Origin of the sequence: Photobacterium andalusiense (genome assembly GCF_900185625.1) — a bacterium.
Taxonomy (GTDB): domain Bacteria; phylum Pseudomonadota; class Gammaproteobacteria; order Enterobacterales; family Vibrionaceae; genus Photobacterium; species Photobacterium aquimaris.
The window spans coordinates 197,432-217,296 of record NZ_FYAJ01000006.1; the positions used below are offsets into that span (position 1 = coordinate 197,432).

Annotated in this window: 24 protein-coding genes; 16 read left to right on the plus strand and 8 right to left on the minus strand. The window is 42.5% G+C overall.

Annotated features, from left to right (window positions below):
• Position 1 precedes the first annotated feature (1 nt).
• Together astD and PAND9192_RS14910 are read left to right on the plus strand one after the other, a co-directional pair.
• On the plus strand, positions 2-1,459 hold the full coding sequence (astD, locus tag PAND9192_RS14905) for a succinylglutamate-semialdehyde dehydrogenase (RefSeq protein WP_087854418.1): 1,458 nt from the start codon (positions 2-4) through the stop codon (positions 1,457-1,459).
• Between the two features lie 40 nt (positions 1,460-1,499).
• Positions 1,500-2,297, plus strand: coding sequence for a DUF1338 domain-containing protein (locus PAND9192_RS14910; RefSeq protein ID WP_087854419.1), 798 nt, complete (start codon positions 1,500-1,502; stop codon positions 2,295-2,297).
• 61 nt (positions 2,298-2,358) lie between these two features.
• On the opposite strand, the gene PAND9192_RS14915 is transcribed toward PAND9192_RS14910, so the two are convergent.
• Entirely contained in the window at positions 2,359-2,553 is a 195-nt protein-coding gene (locus PAND9192_RS14915) for a hypothetical protein (RefSeq protein WP_234999159.1), read from the minus strand.
• A gap of 182 nt (positions 2,554-2,735) precedes the next feature.
• Positions 2,736-3,368 (minus strand): cAMP-activated global transcriptional regulator CRP, encoded by a 633-nt coding sequence (gene crp / locus PAND9192_RS14920; protein ID WP_036789513.1) that lies wholly within the window; start codon positions 3,366-3,368, stop codon positions 2,736-2,738.
• A gap of 382 nt (positions 3,369-3,750) precedes the next feature.
• Between crp and PAND9192_RS14925 the strand changes: the two genes are divergently transcribed.
• Entirely contained in the window at positions 3,751-4,155 is a 405-nt protein-coding gene (locus PAND9192_RS14925) for an OsmC family protein (RefSeq protein WP_087854420.1), read from the plus strand.
• Between the two features lie 60 nt (positions 4,156-4,215).
• Here the strand turns inward: PAND9192_RS14925 and PAND9192_RS14930 are convergent, their stop codons facing one another.
• The 4 genes from PAND9192_RS14930 to PAND9192_RS14945 all read right to left on the minus strand — a co-directional run bounded on the left by PAND9192_RS14930 (position 4,216) and on the right by PAND9192_RS14945 (position 8,485).
• Positions 4,216-5,085, minus strand: coding sequence for a phosphoribulokinase (locus tag PAND9192_RS14930; protein WP_087854421.1), 870 nt, complete (start codon positions 5,083-5,085; stop codon positions 4,216-4,218).
• 143 nt (positions 5,086-5,228) lie between these two features.
• The gene (locus tag PAND9192_RS14935; RefSeq protein ID WP_060997836.1) at positions 5,229-5,441 is read right to left on the minus strand and encodes a YheU family protein; all 213 of its coding nucleotides are present in this window, start codon (positions 5,439-5,441) and stop codon (positions 5,229-5,231) included.
• Between the two features lie 94 nt (positions 5,442-5,535).
• Positions 5,536-6,501, minus strand: a complete 966-nt coding sequence (locus tag PAND9192_RS14940; protein ID WP_087854422.1) for a hydrolase — start codon at positions 6,499-6,501, stop codon at positions 5,536-5,538.
• A 61-nt stretch (positions 6,502-6,562) separates the two neighbouring features.
• A complete protein-coding gene (locus PAND9192_RS14945) occupies positions 6,563-8,485 on the minus strand; it encodes an ABC transporter ATP-binding protein (RefSeq protein WP_087821486.1) in 1,923 nt (640 codons plus the stop codon).
• 258 nt (positions 8,486-8,743) lie between these two features.
• Between PAND9192_RS14945 and kefG the strand changes: the two genes are divergently transcribed.
• The 4 genes from kefG to slyD all read left to right on the plus strand — a co-directional run bounded on the left by kefG (position 8,744) and on the right by slyD (position 11,987).
• Entirely contained in the window at positions 8,744-9,319 is a 576-nt protein-coding gene (gene kefG / locus PAND9192_RS14950; RefSeq protein WP_087854423.1) for a glutathione-regulated potassium-efflux system ancillary protein KefG, read from the plus strand.
• On the plus strand, positions 9,312-11,117 hold the full coding sequence (gene kefB, locus PAND9192_RS14955; RefSeq protein ID WP_087854424.1) for a glutathione-regulated potassium-efflux system protein KefB: 1,806 nt from the start codon (positions 9,312-9,314) through the stop codon (positions 11,115-11,117). Before kefG ends, kefB begins: the two co-directional genes overlap by 8 nt.
• 16 nt (positions 11,118-11,133) lie before the next feature.
• A complete protein-coding gene (locus PAND9192_RS14960) occupies positions 11,134-11,343 on the plus strand; it encodes a YheV family putative zinc ribbon protein (RefSeq protein ID WP_087854425.1) in 210 nt (69 codons plus the stop codon).
• An 83-nt stretch (positions 11,344-11,426) separates the two neighbouring features.
• Positions 11,427-11,987, plus strand: a complete 561-nt coding sequence (gene slyD, locus PAND9192_RS14965) for a peptidylprolyl isomerase (RefSeq protein WP_060997842.1) — start codon at positions 11,427-11,429, stop codon at positions 11,985-11,987.
• Between the two features lie 87 nt (positions 11,988-12,074).
• Here the strand turns inward: slyD and PAND9192_RS14970 are convergent, their stop codons facing one another.
• Positions 12,075-12,296, minus strand: a complete 222-nt coding sequence (locus PAND9192_RS14970) for a SlyX family protein (protein ID WP_045035979.1) — start codon at positions 12,294-12,296, stop codon at positions 12,075-12,077.
• 10 nt (positions 12,297-12,306) lie between these two features.
• Complete coding sequence (locus tag PAND9192_RS14975; protein WP_087854426.1) at positions 12,307-13,284, minus strand: WD40 repeat domain-containing protein; 978 nt, start codon at positions 13,282-13,284, stop codon at positions 12,307-12,309.
• A 191-nt stretch (positions 13,285-13,475) separates the two neighbouring features.
• Here PAND9192_RS14975 and fkpA point away from each other — a divergent pair, with 191 nt between their 5' ends.
• From fkpA to PAND9192_RS15020, 9 genes are all read left to right on the plus strand, one after another.
• Positions 13,476-14,339, plus strand: a complete 864-nt coding sequence (fkpA, locus tag PAND9192_RS14980; RefSeq protein WP_087854427.1) for an FKBP-type peptidyl-prolyl cis-trans isomerase — start codon at positions 13,476-13,478, stop codon at positions 14,337-14,339.
• A 188-nt stretch (positions 14,340-14,527) separates the two neighbouring features.
• A complete protein-coding gene (locus tag PAND9192_RS14985; protein WP_060997856.1) occupies positions 14,528-15,250 on the plus strand; it encodes a helix-turn-helix transcriptional regulator in 723 nt (240 codons plus the stop codon).
• The gene (gene tusD / locus PAND9192_RS14990; protein WP_087854428.1) at positions 15,247-15,639 is read left to right on the plus strand and encodes a sulfurtransferase complex subunit TusD; all 393 of its coding nucleotides are present in this window, start codon (positions 15,247-15,249) and stop codon (positions 15,637-15,639) included. Before PAND9192_RS14985 ends, tusD begins: the two co-directional genes overlap by 4 nt.
• A 10-nt stretch (positions 15,640-15,649) precedes the next feature.
• The gene (gene tusC / locus PAND9192_RS14995; RefSeq protein WP_087854429.1) at positions 15,650-16,006 is read left to right on the plus strand and encodes a sulfurtransferase complex subunit TusC; all 357 of its coding nucleotides are present in this window, start codon (positions 15,650-15,652) and stop codon (positions 16,004-16,006) included.
• A gap of 7 nt (positions 16,007-16,013) precedes the next feature.
• Entirely contained in the window at positions 16,014-16,307 is a 294-nt protein-coding gene (tusB, locus tag PAND9192_RS15000; RefSeq protein ID WP_087854430.1) for a sulfurtransferase complex subunit TusB, read from the plus strand.
• A 176-nt stretch (positions 16,308-16,483) separates the two neighbouring features.
• Entirely contained in the window at positions 16,484-16,858 is a 375-nt protein-coding gene (gene rpsL / locus PAND9192_RS15005) for a 30S ribosomal protein S12 (RefSeq protein ID WP_004399892.1), read from the plus strand.
• A gap of 95 nt (positions 16,859-16,953) precedes the next feature.
• A complete protein-coding gene (gene rpsG, locus PAND9192_RS15010) occupies positions 16,954-17,424 on the plus strand; it encodes a 30S ribosomal protein S7 (protein WP_005371760.1) in 471 nt (156 codons plus the stop codon).
• An 89-nt stretch (positions 17,425-17,513) separates the two neighbouring features.
• Positions 17,514-19,619: an elongation factor G gene (gene fusA, locus PAND9192_RS15015; protein ID WP_087854431.1), complete on the plus strand. Its 2,106-nt coding sequence runs from the start codon at positions 17,514-17,516 to the stop codon at positions 19,617-19,619.
• 101 nt (positions 19,620-19,720) lie between these two features.
• The coding region (locus PAND9192_RS15020; RefSeq protein WP_231730676.1) for a GTP-binding protein at positions 19,721-19,865 on the plus strand (145 nt) is incomplete at its 3' end.

The window sequence follows — 19,865 nt, forward strand, 5'->3', positions numbered from 1 at the left end:
CATGAGCTTATGGATCAATAATAAGTGGTTAGACGGTGCTGGTGAACAATTTCAATCACTCAATCCTTATGATGGCAGTGTGGTTTGGCAAGGCCAAGCAGCAACGGCTGCACAGGTTGAAGCGGCGGTTATTGCGGCAGAGGTAGCGTTTGTAGCTTGGCGCAATACTACCCTTAATCATCGAGTCCAGATCATCGAACGTTTTGGGCAATTAGTGCAACAGCATCAGTCACAGCTAGCAGGTGTTATTGCTGCAGAAACGGGTAAGCCGTTATGGGAGAGCACCACTGAAGTGGCAGCGATGATTGCCAAGGTGGCGTTGTCGCTTCAAGCTTATCATGAACGTACTGGTTTTCGGCAACGTCAACAGGCTCAAACAACCATGGTGGTAAGACACCGTCCATTAGGGGTTATGGCAGTGTTTGGACCGTATAATTTTCCAGCCCATTTACCTAATGGTCATATTATTCCGGCACTATTGGCCGGAAATACGGTGGTGTTTAAACCTTCGGAGTTGACACCCAACACCGCACAGTTGATGTGTCAATTGTGGCAGCAAGCAGGCATCAGCGCCGGTGTGATTAATTTAGTTCAGGGAGGGCGCTCGACAGGAGCTGCTTTAGCTGCTGCGGACGTGGATGGCGTTCTGTTTACCGGCAGCGCTCATACTGGGCATCTCTTGCATCAGCAATTTGCAGGTCAGCCACAAAAAATGCTGGCATTAGAAATGGGTGGTAATAATCCACTGGTTGTTGGCCAACAATATGGCGATCTTGATGCGGCGGTGTATACCATTATTCAGTCTGCTTTTTTAAGTGCCGGACAGCGTTGTACCTGTGCGAGACGATTATATATTGCAGCAGGAAAAGCCGGTGATGAGCTATTAACGCGCTTGATAACTGTGAGCTCGCACTTGAGAGTGGGAGATCCATTTGCTACGCCTGCAGTTTTTATGGGGCCATTGATATCCAATAGTGCTGCCGATCAGCTGCTGGACAATCAGCAGCAATTAATCGCGGCTGGTGGCATGGCCTTGTTAGCAGCAACACGTGGCCAGGGTGCGATAGTTACCCCTGCGATTATTGAAGTCAGTGCCGTTAGTGAACCTGCAGATGAAGAGTACTTTGGGCCGTTATTACAAGTCAGTCGTTATGATGACTTTAGCCAAGCAGTGGTCAGTGCAAATCAAACCCGTTATGGATTAGCTGCAGGATTAATATCAACAGATGAGCAGCAATGGCAGTATTTTATTGAGCATATTAGAGCGGGAATTGTGAATCGAAATCGACCATTAACTGGTGCTAGTGGTGATGCACCATTTGGTGGTCCGGGAGCATCTGGAAACCTGCGTCCAAGTGCTTATTATGCCGCCGACTATTGTACATACCCAATGGCATCTGTTGAAGATGTATCAGTACAATTGCCGTCTCAATTAGCGCCAGGCGTGAGCTTGAACTAAGATATATACACTGATGATGGTTTAAATAAGCGGGTAGATTATGGAATCGATTACGCAACTTTTTGATGGCTTATGGCATGATTATAGTCAACGTTTATGTCCATCAGCAGTGCAAATACAGCGCTTATTAACCGAAGATGTAGCGTTGTTAAATGATCATATTGCACTGCGCACCTTTGGGGTACCGAAGTGTAGTTTAGCCGTTGTCGCCGCGCCATTTATTGCTTTAGGTTATCAGCCACAAGCGAAATACCATTTTGAGACTAAAAAACTGTATGCTGAATATTTTATGCATCCTGATCCTCTATTACCCAAAGTCTTTATTAGTGAATTACAATTAGGCAGCTGTTCAGCAGAGTTACAACTTATGGTGCGTGGTTTGTTAGATCACGTTGATGATGACTATTTTCGCAACCCCGACTTCGTCTACAGTGGTCGTCCATGGCAACTGGATTTTACAAGCTATCAATTCTTAGCTGCTGAAAGTGAATATGCTGCTTGGGTTGCAGCGCATGGCTTTGGTGCTAATCATTTTACGGTCAGTATTAATCAGCTTGAGCAATTTACCGATTTAGAACAAGTTAATCATTTATTGCGTCATAACCAGTTTGTGATCAATCAGGTTGGTGGTGAGATTAAAGGTGATGCGACAGTAATGTTAGAGCAATCAGCAACCATGGCTGATGAGGTTGGAGTGAGCTTTAGAGATGGGGTTCATTCCATCCCTGGTGGATTTTACGAGTTTGCTAAACGCTATCCACAACCTAATGGTGAATTATATAGCGGCTTTGTAACGGCGTCGGCGGATAAAATCTTTGAGAGTACCAATAGCGAGTAGGTGTTGGTGGTGATAGAGCTATGATAATAAAACAGCACTTAGGCAAGTGCTGTTTAAGTGATCAGTTATCTAGCGGTGAAGCCCAAACCCCAGATTCATCAGCAGGGCAGCGACGTAATCCCGTTTGTTGTTCAAGGTAGCAACGGCTATCACTAAATCCTGTCATTTCAATGGTTGTTGGCTGACCTGTTAACACGCCGGGTACGGTGGTGTAACTGTTAGCTGAAAAGCGTTCAATATCCATATTGACCATCATTGATTGTTAAATCCATTTGTGATCGAAATGTAGCATGAATGCATGCGATTATAAATTAAAATTTAACAGAAACATTAACGCCATCAATGATTGATTTTCGATGTCGATTGATAAACGCTAAGATCAAAAAAACCGCAGGTATCAGCTGCGGTTTCATCGGTGATAACGGCGACACTAAATAATTAGCGAGTACCGTAAACCACAATTGTTTTGCCGTGAGCAGAAATAAGATTTTGCTCTTCCAGCATTTTCAATATACGACCCACTGTTTCGCGAGAGCAACCTACGATTTGGCCAATTTCTTGACGTGTGATCTTAATTTGCATGCCATCAGGGTGTGTCATTGCATCAGGTTGTTTTGCAAGATTAAGTAGTGTCTGTGCAATACGACCAGTCACATCAAGGAATGCAAGATCACCTACTTTTTGGCTTGTCACTTGTAAGCGGCATGCCATTTGAGCAGATAGACGCATTAGAATATCTGGGTTAACTTGAATTAACTGACGGAATTTCTTAAATGAAATCTCTGCAACTTCACAAGGGCTTTTTGCACGAACCCAAGCTGTACGTTCTTGGTCTTCTTCGAACAAGCCGAGTTCACCAATAAAGTCGCCCTGGTTTAGGTAAGAAAGGATCATCTCCTTACCTTCTTCATCCTTGATTAATACAGCAACAGAACCCTTCACGATGTAATACAAAGTTTCTGCTTTTTCACCTGCGTGAATTAACGTGCTCTTTGATGGATATTTGTGAATGTGACAATGGGAAAGAAACCACTCTAAAGTTGGATCTGTCTGCGGTTTACCTGGAACCATATTACTAACTTCCTCTGCATGTGTTGCCCAACAATATGTTCTGTGACGATAACTCAACAAAACTGTTTGATGGCAGGGTTATTCACTCAGCTGCTGGGCTGCAAGCTAACTTGAACTTTGTAAGAGTGTATCCTTTTTTTTAGGTTTTTTCTTGATATTGATCTAGCTGATTCACTCATTTATGAGAGATAAGTGTGCACATGATCACATCGTTGTGAGTTAGTTACTAATAGCATAGTTAGAGTGTGGATTTATTGGCCAATTGTGCCTATTTGAATACGCAACGAAATTAATATTAAACGCCATAAATAGCGTTTACATTGATGGTATTATCAACAAAAATAGGGCTAAAATCTGAATAATATAGCTAAAGGAGATAAAAATGCAGTCACGCGTAAAATGGGTTGAAAATATGACCTTTGTGGGTCAGTCATCATCAGGACATAGCATTGTGTTAGATGGTAATGGTGGTGATAAAGCACCAAGCCCAATGGAATTAGTGTTAATGGCTGCGGGTGGGTGTAGTTCGGTTGATGTTGTGAGTGGACTACAGGATCTACAGCAGCAGATCACTGGCTGTGAAGTACAAATTTCAGCAGAGCGTCGTGAGCAAGCGCCACGACTATTTACTGCTGTTAAGTTACATTTTGTGGTGACAGGCCACAATTTAAATGCAGACAAAGTGAGTCAAGTGGTTGCTGATTCTCTCGAAAAATATTGTTCAGTATGTTTAATGTTGGGTAAAGGGGTTGAACTTAGCCATAGCTATGAAATTGTTATGCCATAACACTATCCTCATTAACGGTTGCTGATTACAGTGGCCGTTAATCAACACGACGTTCAACCATTAGGCGATTTTGCCGTTTTCAATTAATTGCTCCAGTAACGGTCGCATAATTAATTCCATTGCAAAACTCATTTTTCCCCCTGGGACAACCAGCGTGTTATGGCGCGACATAAATGAGCCTTGGATCATTGAGAGTAAATATGGGAAATCAACGTTTTTCAAACCACGAAAACGGATCACCACAAAGCTTTCATCTAAACTTGGAATTCCTTTGGCACTGACTGGGTTGGAGGTATCGACAGTAGGTACCCGTTGAAAGTTAATATGGGTACGAGAAAACTGGGGGGTGATATAATTAAGATAATCATCCATTGAGCGGACAATTGATTCCATTACTGCTTCACGAGAATGACCGCGATCGCGAGTATCTCTAATAATCTTCTGAATCCATTCTAAATTAACAATTGGCACCATTCCAATAAGTAAATCAACATGTTGAGCGACATTGATATCGCCATCGACGACACCTCCATGTAGACCCTCATAGAATAATACATCCGTATTTTCAGCGAGCTGTTGCCACGGAGTGAAAGTACCGGGCATTTGATTATAAGGCACCGCTTCATCAAAGGTGTGTAAGTAACGGCGAAACTTACCACTGCCATCTTGAGAGTATTGTTTGAAAAAGTGCGCGAGTTGCTCAAAGTCATTGGCTTCAGCGCCGAAATAGCTGATGTGACGACCTTGCTCTTTAGCTTTACGAATTTCACAGTCCATTTCTGGGCGTGTAAAGCGGTGGAAGCTATCACCCTCTAGCCATGCAGCGTTAATGTCCATCATATTAAACATTTTGCGAAAAGCTTCAGATGTAGTAGTGGTTCCCGCACCTGATGAACCAGTGACTGCAATAATAGGGTGTTTTACCGACATAATTCACCTTGTTGTGATTACTACATGTTAAGAATATAAACTGCACAGCAGTAAATGTTACTACAAGTTTGCATAAATGTCGGTTTTTAGTGGTTAAAGTGCTAGCGAGGGCGAAATTTTATGATAATAAATAATGCGTTTTTTTACATGTGGCTGCGAAGTTTAATATCGACCGATTCATGTAATTCAGAGAAAACAATCACCGCATCACCTGTTTGTAGTTGACGTCGAACATAGGCCACCTTATCGCTAAGGCTGATTTCGACTTCACCATAATCGGTGCCTTCTCGTAAAATAAATTGCTCAATAAGGTTGGTTAGTGTTTCTGGGGCAATGTCTTGCCAAGGAATAATCATTACAACTTCTTAAATGACTAATAAAACAATAGTCGCAGTATATTCTTAAAATGGGCTGAAAAGAAACTGGGTCAGTATTGGCTGCATTCAATAGCTATGGTCGTAACTGGCGATGAAACCATTCCGGCACTGTGTGTTCAAGCCAAAAGGTCGGTTTTAAAATAGAGCCACTGACAAAACCAACATGACCACCTTGTTGATATAAGTTGTAGTCAATATTACTGGGTAAAGGCTGTGAAGGGATCACCGATTCAGTCATGAAAGGGTCGTCTTTAGCATGAATAATTCGCAGTGGCGTCGTTATATGGTTGAGCTGGGTAAGGCCACTACAACGTTGATAATAATCATCGGCATCAATAAAACCATGCAGTGGTGCAGTAATGTGCTGATCAAATTGCCACACCGTATTAATGGCCTCTAATTGCTGATGTGAAATCGGCATTTTATGTTGGTGAAGGGTGATTTTTTTCGCCATAGTACGCTTCATTGAATTGAGTAAATAGCGCTGATAAACCTTAGAAAAGCCTTGTTGAATACGTGCCGAACATGAGGCTAAATTTAGCGGTGGAGAAATTGCTTGAGCGGCGATAATCTCGCTATCATCACCATATTTTGCAAGATAGTTAATCAGCATATTACCACCGAGTGATACACCGACGGCAATCAATGGACGCTGTGGAAATTGCTCACGCAGCCATGTGATAAAAAAGCGGGCATCATTGATTTCTCCAGAGTGATAGCCTCTTGGCTGACGATTTAACTCACCACTACAGCCTCTAAAATGCATCATAACCCCAAGCCAACCTTGTTGTTTAGCTGCATGGAGCAGGCCATTGGCATAAGGACTATCAAAGCTACCTTCTAAACCATGAAATAGGATCATTAATGGTTTGCTATCGTCAGTAGGCGTTTGTGTCCATGCTATATCGAGGAAGTCATCATCGAATGTGGTCAGCCGTTGAGTTACGGGTGTGAATAGTGGCTGGCGGCGAACAAACCGAGGTAGCAAGGTTTGAAGATGCGGATTTTTTAATCCTAGCGCGGCAGTGAAAGGTTGCATGTTTATCCTTGATTCAAATAAAAACGCCGAAGTAATAAAATATCACTTCGGCGCTAAATGATCACTCAGCGTTAAGCTGACTTTCCATCTCTTCTAATTGTTCTTGCAGTTCCATCCACGCCACTTCAATGTCTTCAAGATCTGCTTTAGCATTGCCTTGAAGTTTGAGTTGCTCATTCATTTGCGCTTTGTTTTCGGGCTCGTAAATAGTGCTATCACTTAATGCCGTTTCTGCTGCAGTAATGATGTCGTTAAGCTTATCCATTTGCTTTTCAAGCTTAGTTATTTCTTTACGTATTGGTGCCGTTTGTTTACGGAACTCAGCATCTAAGCGTTTTTGTTCTTTACGTGAAGCAGCACTGTTGTCTTTATTGGTATCTGGTTTGGCAGCCTGTTGCTCACGACGTTCATTACGTTGCTGCTCACTTAGCCATTTGTGGTAATCGTTTAAGTCACCATCAAAAGGCACCACTTGGCGATCATGAACTAGATACAAATCATCCGTTGTTGCGCGGAGTAAGTAACGGTCGTGACTAACAATAACCATCGCGCCCTCATAAGATTGCAATGCAAAGGTCAGCGCTTGACGCATATCTAAATCAAGGTGGTTAGTCGGTTCATCGAGTAACAATAGGTTAGGGCGCTGCCATACAATCAGTGCTAATACTAAGCGTGCTTTTTCACCACCAGAAAATGGACCTACTTTCTCAAGCGCTTTATCACCAATAAAACCAAAACTACCTAAGTAATCACGCAGTTGTTGTTCAGTAGAATTAGGTGCAATACGTGCCATGTGCTGCACAGGGGTATCATCAAGATACAAGGTTTCTAATTGGTGTTGAGCAAAGTAACCAATTTTAACCCCTTGTGAGAACGCCATATCACCCGCTTTAGCAGGTAAGTCGCCAGCAAGCATTTTAATTAAGGTTGATTTACCGGCACCATTACGCCCCAGTAGACCGATACGACTACCTGGCACCAGATTTAAGCGGATCTTTTCTAAAATCAGTAAATCATCATAACCCGCAGCAACATGATCCATCATTAAAATAGGATTAGGCAGTGCGCTTGGCTCGCGGAACTCAAAGCTAAATGGGTTATCAAGCTGTGCGGGGAGCACTTTTTCCATCCGTTCTAACGCTTTAATTCGACTCTGTGCTTGGCGTGCTTTGCTGGCTTTGTAACGAAAGCGCTCGATATATGACTGCATATGGGTCATTTGTTTCTGCTGCTTTTGGAACATCGCTTGCTGCAATACCAGTTTTTCTGCACGTTGTACTTCAAAAGATGAGTAGTTGCCGGTGTAACTATTTAAGGTTTGGTTTTCAACATGAATAATACGATTGATGACAGGATCTAGGAAATCACGGTCATGGGAGATCAGCACTAACGTACCACGGTAACTTTGAAGCCATTTTTCTAGCCACATTACCGCATCAAGATCTAAGTGGTTGGTTGGTTCATCGAGTAATAGCAGATCAGAGCGACATAACAATGCTTGGGCAAGGTTTAAACGCATCCGCCAACCACCAGAGAACTGAGTTAAGTTCCACTGCATTTGGTGCTGTGAAAAACCTAAACCATTCAATAGTTCTGCGGCACGAGCATTAATGCTGTAGCCACCAATAGTATCTATTTTACCGTGTAACTCAGCAACTTTATTACCATCATCAGCAAGTTCAGCTGCGATTAATTGACGCTCAAGCTCGCGGTATTCGCGATCGCCATCAATTACATATTCAATTGCAGCACGTTCTAGCGCCGGTGTTTCTTGGGCAACCCATGCTAATTCCCAATTACTTGGAAACTGATAATTACCACCATCTAAGCTAAGTTCATTTTTGAGTAAGGCAAACAGAGTAGATTTACCACAACCATTTTTACCCACCAGACCGACTTTGTCCCCTGGGTTAATGGTAGCGGTGGCATTTTCAAGTAGAACTTTACCACCACGTAGAAGTTGGATATCTGAAAAGATAATCATCGATAGCGCCGGGGACGTGCCCGCTCCACAAAATTAAACAGGAATCATGCTCGGGAGTCTAACTCAAACTTGAACCAGTGGCTAACCTGACACCAAGTTAACCCGATGTTGGCATAGCGATGATGAACGATGGCCTAAAATAGAAATTACAACTAAGTCACCATGTTGAGTAACAATTATGTATAATATTTAACAATTGATGCTAGTGATGGTTTGATTAGTGTTACTTGGCTTATTAAATGACGTGCAAAGGACAATATGACTGATTTGAAAATATTAATTATCTTTGCGCATCCAGATCCTCAAGAATCGGTTGCTAATCAGGCTCTATTAAATGAAATAAAGCATTTATCGCATGTCACTGTGCATGATTTGTATGCTACATATCCCGATTTTTTTATTGATGAAGTTGCTGAACGAGCATTAGTGATTGCGCATGATGTGATCATTTTTCAACACCCATTGTATATGTATTCTTGCCCATCATTACTTAAAGAGTGGCTTGATCGAGTACTAAGCAAAGGCTTTGCACATGGTGAAGGTAAGGCAACTGAGGGCAAATATTGGCGGTCAGTGATCACCACTGGCGGTGCGGCGGAAGCTTATAGTTCAGATGGTTATAACCGCTGCAGTATCGATGATATTTTAAAACCGTTTGAATTGTGTGCTGATCTTTGCCGAATGCAATGGTTATCGCCATTAGTACTGCATTGGGCGCGACGGATCCCTGAAGCTGAGCGGCAACAGCATGCAACACATTATCGACAGTGGCTAGTTAACCCGCATCAGCATGCACCCCAATTAGCATTAGCCGCAGGAGTGAAGCATGGATAATGATTTTTTGTTGGTGATGGTGGTCTTTTTAGCTGCAGCGATTATTGCGGTACCGTTAGCGCAACGGTTGGGACTTGGCTCGGTATTAGGGTATTTGATTGCTGGAATCGGTATTGGACCATGGGGACTTGGATTAATTTCTGATGTTGATGCGATTTTGCATTTTTCTGAGTTCGGAGTGGTGCTGTTACTGTTTTTAATTGGCTTAGAGCTTAACCCTAAAAAGTTATGGCAAATGCGTAAACCGATTTTAGGCTTGGGTGGCAGCCAAGTTGTGATCACTGGCATTGTTATTACGGCGATTGCATTAGGCTGTAGTCGATTTTTTCCTGATCTAAGTTGGCGTGATGCGGTTGTTATCGGAATGGGACTGGCATTATCGTCAACAGCAATAGCATTACGAGTGATCGAGGAGCAGCAATTAAGTGGTAGCGAAACCGGCCAATCAGGATTTGCGGTATTGTTATTTCAAGATATTGCGGTGATCCCAATGTTAGCCTTATTACCTTTATTGGTCGGTAATAATAGCGGCACTTGGCTCGATGGTGTATGGATGCTTGGAGGGATTGTGACCTTCTTGGTTGCTGGTCATTTCCTATTGCGACCTTTGTTTCGTTATGTAGTGATGAGTGGCGTTCGAGAATTATTTAATGTTGCTGCTTTATTACTGGTGGTTGGTATTGCACTGATCATGCAAATGCTTGGCTTATCGATGGCGTTAGGGGCTTTTCTTGCTGGTGTCTTATTGGCGGAAAGTGAGTATCGGCATGAGCTTGAAATAGCGATTGAACCTTTTAAGGGCTTATTACTGGGGTTGTTTTTTATCTCAGTAGGCATGGCGGTTAACCTCGAATTGCTATGGCAGTACCCATTACAAATTGTAGCGGTTGTTGTGGCACTAGTGACGATTAAAGCGGGAGTGTTGTATTTATTAGCCCGTATATTTGGTGTCGAATCGAAATCTCGTAGTCAAATGGCGGCGATTTTAAGCCAAGGTGGAGAGTTTGCGTTTGTATTGTTTACCGCCGCTAAAACAGGTGGTTTATTAGTTGGTGAACTGGCACCGTTATTATTAGTCGTCGTAAGCCTATCGATGATGACTACACCGCTGATCTTACAATTACAAAAACGCTGGTATGTACGTAGTTTTAAAGCAGAAGAAGTTCAGCAACCGCCATCAAGTGTGATTGATCGTCAACCACGAGTGATTATTACCGGTTTTGGACGTTTTGGGCAGGTGGTTGGGCGGTTACTGTTTGCTAATAAAATTAGGGTAACTGTTTTAGAACGCGATCCAAGTCAAATTCAGTTTTTACGTAAGTTTGGTTATAAAGTCTATTATGGTGATGCGACCCAACTTGACTTATTACGTTCAGCAGGCGCTGATAATGCCGAAGCATTGATTATCTGTACCGATGATCCGACTGAGGTGATGGAGGTGGTAACACTGTGCCAGCAACATTTTCCGCAATTGAAATTAATGGCGCGAGCGCGTAGTCGCGTTGAAGCGCATCAATTATTAAGTCATGGGGTTGAATGCTTTTCACGTGAAACATTTGAAGGAGCCCTTGATTTAGGTCGCCAAGCCCTCATATCTTTGGGTATGCATCCCTATAAAGCGAATCGTGCTCAAGCACATTTTCGTAAAATAGATACTCAAGCATTACGAGATCTGCTACCTCAACATAGCGAAGAGGTTAACTTAGCATCACGTCAAAAAGAAGCCCGTAAAGAGCTTGAAGATATTTTTGATCGTGAAATGCGTGGTGAGCAACAACGCCATCAAGGTTGGGATTAATCAAGGAGTGATGAGCATGATCAAAAAACGATTTATTGCAGCAGCAATATGTCCTCATTGCCAAGCTATAGATACCTTACGCTGGTGGCAACACAATGATGTTGAACATATTGAATGTGTCAAATGCCAGCATCTTGATACTCGTTTACCGCAAGCAGTGAAAGAGAGTGAACAACTGTCTTCAACCACCAAACAACAAGTGATAGGGATTTTTAAACCAGACTAATGTGATAATGGCATCTCAATGGTATTATCCTGTATGATATGGGAACAAAAACTATCACCCCAAGCTTAAATTTTGGAGTTAACATGAAAGTCGCTAAAGACACAGTAGTAAGCTTAGCTTACCAAGTGAAAACTGAAGAAGGTATCGTTGTTGATCAATCAACAGTTGAAGCTCCTCTTGATTACCTACACGGTCATAACAACCTTATTCCTGGTCTGGAAAAAGCGCTAGAAGGCCACGTGGCAGGCGACAAGTTTGAAATCACAGTTGCTCCTGAAGAAGCTTACGGTGAGCACATGGACGAAATGGTTCAGCGTGTTCCTGCAAATGTATTCCAAGGTGTTGATGAAATCACGGTTGGCATGCGTTTCCTTGCTGATACAGATCAAGGTCCAATCCCTGTAGAAGTAACTGAAGTTGATGGCGACGAAGTTGTTGTTGATGGCAACCACATGCTAGCTGGTCAAACACTGGGTTTTGACGTTGAAGTTGTTGCTGTACGCGCTGCAACTGAAGAAGAAATCGAGCACGGTCACCTACACCAAGGTGGCGGTTGTTGTGGCGGCGAAGGCGGCTGTGGCGATCACGATGACGAAGGTTGTTGTGGTGGCGAAGAGAAGGGCGGCTGTGGCTGTTCTCACTAATATTGCTTAACGCGATATAAAAAAAGGAAGCCTCGGCTTCCTTTTTTGTTTTTGATATTTTTGTTCTACTGAACTTCGAACCTCGACTTAATAATGCGGTGGTGGTGTTTCTTCTGACTCATCAGCCATATTAGAGGTTTGCATGCCTTTCACTTTACCGACCATAAACTTCAGTTGTACTTCCATGCGATCAATCATGAATTGCTGCTTAGTTAACGCATCATTTAATTCATCAATGGTTTGCTCTTGAAAAGCGAGTTTCATCTCAAGTTCATCAAGACGGCTTTGCAGTTGTTGTATCTCATTCATGGGATATCTTTCAGTCGGTTGACCAGGCTTGAGCGTAACCAGCGGATGAGCCAGCGACGACATTACCTGTAGGGCTAATAGCGACATCATACACCACTGCTGTGGCGGGTCGAGTCCCGGGTAATACTTCTGCACGCCAAGAGCCGATATTTTTACCATTATCAGTACGCCATAATTCAACTCGACGAGTGGGACTTCCTGTTACTAACCATTGACCATTATTTGAAAAGCGTACGCTTGAGAGTGGCGATTGACGTAATTTCACCGCTAATTGAGTGATTTTTTTGCCAGTGGTTAAATCCCAAATAATGTGATCATTGTTGCTATCAGCGGAAAAAGCTAATTTTCCATCACGTTGTAATGCAACTTGGCTAACACGGCTGCTATGCTTGAAAGAATAGATTATTTGGCCACTGCGAGTGTCCCATAAATAGGCATGGCTATTATTACCACCAGAAAGCGCATAATGGCCATTAGCAGAAAGGGCCACACTGTTGACTTTGTCACGATGAGCTAAAAATTCTAGTCGGCGACCATCAGTCAAATCAATAAACAGTGCTTTACCGTTGGTTAATGCCAGCAGTACCTCGGTACCATTATTGGCAATCGCAACATCTTGAATAGCGGCATCATCAATTGACCATAAACCTCGGGCCTGTGACCATCCCAGATCCCAAACTGCAAAATTTTGAGTTGTTGCGGTGATTGCATAACGATTGTTATCTGATATTTGACTTGTTATCACACTATTGTGATATTGATCTTGAGAACCAAAATCTGCTAACTTTTTGTTTTGCTGTAAATCCCATAGCACGATACCTTGTAGCTTGGTGCTAACAAGAGCAAAACGGCCATCACGGCTAAGGCTAAAACTGGTACTACCTTGTTGAGCTAAGTGCCAACGTTCGATTTCTGAATCAAACAACAAACAACCGCTTAAGGCAAAACTAGATAAAAATAGACTAACTGACAAAAATTTCTTGTACATTAAGCTCTGGTTCCGCTTGCTTAGGGTAACTAGATGAAAGAAAAGAATCTGATTAAATAACTGCAGTGCTAGTTTTTACAGTTACTTAATCAGACTGGTAGTAGTATATTGATATAATTTTGTTTTCATACTCATACTAATAAGCACAGTGCAAAAGTGAGGCGTGGCCTCAATGACTGATGGAGAAATACATGAAGCCGATTTTAAAGATGTCTGTATTAGCAGCAACAATCTTCCTTGCTGTGGGTTGTCAGGACGATAATAAAGCAGACACCAACAAGCCTGTTGAGCCTGCAAAAGTTGAGCAAACAACCGCTTCTGCTGCAGTTGCAACAACAGATGCAGCTAAAGTTGAATTTAAAACTGAAGATCAAAAAGCAGCTTATGCAATTGGTGCATCACTGGCGCAATACTTATCAGCTAACCTTGATCAACAAAAAGAGTTAGGTCTAAACCTTAATCGCCAAGATGTACTTCAAGGTGTTGAAGATGTGTTTGCAGGCAAGAGCCGCATGACACAAGAACAAACACAACAAGCACTACAATCACTTGATCAGCGTGTTGCTAAAATTGTTGAGCAAAAAGCAAAAGCTGAAGCTGAAAAGAACATTAAAGTTGGTGAAGAGTACCGCGCTAAATTTGCCAAAGAAGCCGGTGTTGTAACCACTAAATCTGGTTTAATGTACAAAATTGAAAAAGAAGGTACCGGTCCAAAACCTGCAGCAACTGATACTGTTGAAGTACAGTACAAAGGCATGCTAACAGACGGTACTGTATTTGATAGCTCATACCAGCGTAATCAACCAGCAACGTTCCCACTAAACCAAGTGATTCCAGGCTGGACTGAAGGCGTACAATTAATGCCTGTTGGTTCTAAGTTTGAATTTGTTATTCCGCCACAACTTGCTTATGGCGCGCAAGCTAATCCAAGTATTCCTGCTAACTCTACTTTGGTTTTCCAAGTAGAGTTACTGAGCATTAAAGGCGATAAGCAAGCGAAGCAACCTGCTGTTGAAGCAGTAAAAGCAGCAGCGACAGCAACTAAAACACAATAATTTGTCACGTTTTAGTGACAAAAAAGCGTAACAGTTGATCTAGGCCCGGCATATGTCGGGTCTTTTTTGTTCAATAATCTGATAAACTTACTTAGAAGATTTTAAATTTTATCAATTATATTGAATGCTTGTAGTGATAGATCAGGGCGATCGCATTGTAGATAAGCAGCAAAATGGAAGGTGATATCGTGATTTCAGTAGATGATTTTGGAACAGAGATAATTGTTGATAGTGACATCGTTGACAGACGAATTTTTTCTGAGCACGACAATAATATTCTGCGCGCATATGAAGCGGTTGTTGATGGCTTAGCCGCATTGATTGGGCCATTTTGTGAAATTGTTCTGCATTCCTTAGCTGATTTAAATACCTCGGCAATTAAAATAGCCAATGGTCAAAATACCGGTCGTAAAGTTGGATCACCGATCACCGATCTTGCATTACGCTCGTTACGTGATATTCAAAATTCAGAACGTAATTTTTCTCGTGCATATTTCACCCGTGCTAAAGGCGGTGATTTAATGAAATCAATCACTATCGCCATTCGTAATGGTGATAATAAAGTGATTGGTTTGTTATGTATTAACGTCAATCTTGATGTTCCATTTACTCAAATTTTGCAATCGTTTATGCCAACTGATGAAGCCAAACAGGCCGCATCAAAAGTTAACTTTGCCAGTGATGTTGATGAATTGGTCGATCAAACCGTTGAGCGTACTATTGAAGAAATTAATGCTGATAAAAATGTATCCAATAATGCCAAGAATCGTCAGATAGTGATGGAGTTGTTTGATAAAGGTATTTTTGACATTAAAGATGCGATTAATCGTGTTGCTGATCGATTGAATATTTCTAAGCACACTGTATATCTTTATATTCGTCAGCGTAAAACAGAGGATGGTGACAAGTGAGTCTAACTTACGCCATTGTTGTTAATGGCCCCGCTTATGGTACTCAAGCCGCACGCTCTGCTTATCAATTTGCATCTACACTTATTGAGGTCGGCCATACTTTAACTCGAGTATTCTTTTATCAAGACGGAGTGTTAAATGGTAATGCGTTGACAGCACCCGCATCAGATGAATTTGATTTGGTGGCAGCATGGCAACAGTTAGCGCAAACCCATAACGTCGAATTACACACTTGTGTCGCAGCTGCGTTACGACGTGGTATTGTTAGTGAGCAAGAAGCGCAACAAAATCAATTACCAAACCATAATTTAGCTTCAGAATTTGAACAAGCTGGGCTAGGTGGTCTGGCTGAGGTTTTACTTAGCACTGATCGTGTTATTCAATTTTGAGGTGAAATAAGTGAGTGACTTAGGGTTTGTATTTCGTCAACCACCTCATGGTACGACGAGTGGTCGTGAAGGACTTGATGCATTATTAGCAGCTTCTGCATATACCGAAGCACTGAGTGTATTTTTTATTGGTGATGGAGTATTGCAGCTAGTGAAACATCAGCAACCAAATGCGATTTTGAGCCGTAATTATAGTGCGACCTTCAAAATGTTACCTTTGTACGACATCGAAAATATTTATGTTTGTCAGCAGTCATTAGCTGATCGTGGATTATGCAGTGAAGATTTATTAATTGACGCGATTATCCGTCCTCGTGCCGAATTGGTGACAACATTACATTGTTGTCGTCAGATCCTTACTTTTTGAGGTATCGATGTTACATACTGTGACCCGTTCGCCATTTCAAAGTCACGCATTGGCACAATGTTTACAGTTTATTTGCCCTGGCGATGAGATCTTATTGCTTGAAGATGCTGTAAATGTCGCCGTAAGCGAAAATATTTACTTTGATTTAATAAAAAATATTGGCGTAAAAATTTATTTACTGGAAGCTGACATTATTGCGCGCGGTTTGCAGGATAAATGTGATAAAAGTCTAGATGTTATTGATTACAAAGGCTTTGTTTTTCTGACCGAACAGCATGCTCAACATATGAAATGGGCATAAAAAGCCATTATTAGTAACGATAAATGAACAAAAAAGTGACTGTTTAAGAAATGATCACTTAATTGATCGTTGGTTAGATCTTGACACCTTTAGGTGCGATGCCTAAAATTTCGCGTCCTCCTGTTGTTGGGAGGCAGATTTTTCACCTTACGAAAGTAACAATCAGGAGCTATTTAATGGCAACTATTAACCAGTTGGTACGTAAGCCACGTGCTAAGCAAGTTGTAAAAAGCAACGTGCCAGCACTAGAAGCGTGCCCACAGAAACGTGGTGTATGTACTCGTGTTTACACTACTACACCTAAAAAACCGAACTCAGCATTACGTAAAGTATGTCGTGTTCGTCTAACAAACGGTTTCGAAGTAACATCATACATCGGCGGTGAAGGTCACAACCTTCAGGAGCACTCAGTTGTTCTTATCCGCGGTGGTCGTGTTAAAGACTTACCGGGTGTTCGTTACCACACTGTTCGTGGTGCACTTGACTGTGCAGGCGTTAATGACCGTAAACAAGGTCGTTCTAAGTACGGTGTGAAGCGTCCTAAGTCTTAATGGATTCCGTTAAGTAAGGCCAAACACTAAAATTATTTAATTTTGAAGAAACTGAAAAGTTTTGGATAACCTGAAGAAGACAACGGAGATAATCCATGCCACGTCGTCGCGTAATCGGTCAGCGTAAGATCCTTCCAGATCCTAAATTCAAATCAGAATTGCTGGCAAAATTCGTTAACATCCTAATGGTTGACGGTAAAAAATCTACTGCAGAAAAAATTGTTTACTCTGCACTAGAAACTATGGCTGAGCGTTCTGGTGAAGAACACCTAGCTGTATTTGAAAAAGCTCTTGAAAATGTACGTCCAGCGGTAGAAGTTAAATCTCGCCGTGTGGGTGGTTCAACTTACCAGGTGCCTGTAGAAGTACGTCCAGTACGTCGTAATGCACTAGCTATGCGTTGGTTAGTTGAAGCTGCGCGTAAGCGTGGTGAAAAATCTATGGCTCAGCGTCTAGCAGGCGAAATGCTTGATGCGGCTGACAACAAAGGTTCTGCTGTTAAGAAACGTGAAGACGTTCACCGTATGGCAGATGCGAACAAAGCGTTCGCACATTACCGCTGGTAATATAGCTGGTAATACCGCTTGGGCACAGCAGGTTCTCCTGCTGTGCCTAAACCATTTTCTAAGGTTCACCTTAGTAAGAGGATACAATCGTGGCTCGCAAAACGCCCATCGAGCGCTACCGTAATATCGGTATCTGTGCTCACGTTGACGCCGGTAAAACAACCACTACTGAGCGCATCCTGTTTTATACAGGCCTATCTCATAAGATTGGTGAAGTACACGACGGCGCTGCTACTATGGATTGGATGGAGCAGGAGCAAGAACGTGGTATCACGATCACCTCTGCTGCAACGACCACCTTTTGGCGCGGTATGGACAAGCAGTTCGACGAGCACCGAATCAACATCATTGATACTCCTGGACACGTAGACTTCACCATTGAAGTTGAGCGTTCATTACGTGTGTTAGATGGTGCTGTAGTTGTGTTCTGTGGTGCTTCAGGTGTAGAGCCTCAGTCTGAGACTGTATGGCGTCAAGCCGATCGATATGAAGTTCCGCGTATCGTTTTTATTAACAAGATGGATCGCACGGGCGCAGATTTCTTTCGCGTTATCGAGCAGATCAAACACCGTCTTGGTGCAACACCAGTGCCTCTGCAATTAAATATTGGTACTGAAGATGAATTTAAAGGTGTAATTGACCTGATCAAAATGAAGGCCATTAACTGGTCTGATGCCGATCAAGGTACTAGTTTTACCTATGAAGATATCCCTGCTGACATGCAAGAGTTAGCAGATGAGTGGCGCATGAACTTAGTTGAATCAGCAGCAGAAGCTAATGATGAACTAATGGATAAATACCTTGAAGAAGGTGAATTGACTGAAGCTGAAATTAAAGCTGGTCTGCGTCAACGTACCCTAAACAACGAAATCGTATTGGCAACTTGTGGTTCTGCATTTAAGAACAAAGGTGTTCAAGCCGTACTAGATGCCGTTGTTGATTATCTACCTTCACCAATTGAAGTAAAAGCTATTACAGGTGAAGACGAACACGGTAACCCTGTTGAGCGTCATTCTAGCGATGACGAACCATTCTCAGCACTAGCGTTCAAAATCGCAACCGACCCGTTCGTAGGTACATTGACTTTCATGCGCGTATACTCTGGCGTTGTTAATTCAGGTGATACTGTTTACAACGTAATTAAAGAAAAACGCGAGCGTTTAGGCCGTATCGTTCAGATGCACGCTAATAAACGTGAAGAGATCAAAGAAGTGCGTGCTGGCGATATCGCTGCTGCCATTGGTCTTAAATTTGCGACAACAGGTGATACCCTATGCGATCAAAATCATAAAGTGATTCTAGAGCGCATGGATTTCCCTGAACCAGTAATTCAGATTGTGGTTGAACCACGCTCTGTAGCAGACCAAGATAAGATGACCATTGCGCTAGATAAACTAGCTGCAGAAGATCCATCTTTCCGCGTCGAAACTGATGATGAATCAGGTCAGATTTTAATCTCTGGCATGGGTGAACTTCACCTAGATATCATCGTCGATCGTATGAAGCGCGAATTTAACGTCAACTGTAACGTAGGTAAACCTCAGGTTGCTTACCGTGAAACCATTCGTGGTACCACTAAAGTTGAAGGTAAATTCATTCGTCAGGCAGGTGAAACCGGCGGCCGTGGCCAATATGGTCATGTATGGCTGAAGCTTGAACCGTCAGAGCCAGGTGAAGGTTTCGTATTCGTAGATGAAATTGTCGGTGGCAGCGTACCTAAAGAATACATTAGTGCTGTTGCTACAGGTATCGAAGAACAAATGAAGAGTGGCGTGCTAGCAGGCTACCCAATGATTGACGTTAAAGCGACGTTAGTTGATGGTTCTTACCACGACACCGATTCAAGCGAAATTGCATTTAAAATCGCAGGTTCAATGGCATTACGACAGGGTGCACTTGATGCAACTCCAGTATTGCTTGAGCCGATGATGAAAGTTGAAATTACCACGCCAGAAGATTGGATGGGTGATGTCGTTGGTGATTTAAACCGTCGCCGCGGTATGATCGAAGGTATGGAAGAAGGCAACGCGGGTATTAAAATTATTCGTGCGCAAGTTCCACTATCAGCAATGTTCGGATATGCAACTGATTTACGTTCAGCAACACAAGGCCGCGCGTCTTATTCGATGGAGTTTAGCGAGTACGCTGAAATGCCAAAGAACGTTACTGATAAAATTATTGCAGAACGTATTTAATTTCATTATTGCGTCAATTGCTATTGACGCATAAAATACACAACTTCGGAGCCGTCCCCGACCTAGTAGGGGGCGTATCTTAACTAGGAAGGAACACAATCGTGTCTAAAGAAAAATTTGAACGTAATAAACCGCACGTTAACGTTGGTACTATCGGTCACGTTGACCACGGTAAAACAACTCTAACTGCTGCTATCTGTACTACACTTGCAAAAGTGTACGGTGGTGTTGCTAAAGACTTCGCAT